This window comes from Soonwooa sp. T0.1_25 (assembly GCF_057652215.1).
In genome coordinates, this window is record NZ_JBYFBZ010000090.1 from 1 (window position 1) to 259 (window position 259).

Sequence of the window (259 nt, forward strand, 5' to 3'; positions counted from 1 at the left end):
CATCACCAACGAAGTCTTGACAACATACCGAAAACCCTGCCGGGGGTCTGCTTCACACATTGCGGGCAGCACAGTAATAATGCGGGTGTTCACCAACTGCTGAATTGAAAGCCCGGCAAGCACAATTAATGAAAAATATGAAAATCTGGAAAACTGCTCCGTCGACAATACTGATGATGCCAGCAAGCGATCGACAAACTGTACAAGTGAACCGACTAACGTAACCGGCACATAGTTGATAGACTCAAGCAGGAAATTT

1 protein-coding gene is annotated in these 259 nt (G+C 45.9%); it reads right to left on the reverse strand.

The genetic code is table 11. The features are described from left to right. Nucleotides 1–259: hypothetical protein (locus tag AC23MB_RS14460; protein WP_487787666.1), on the reverse strand; the 259-nt coding region annotated here is incomplete at both ends.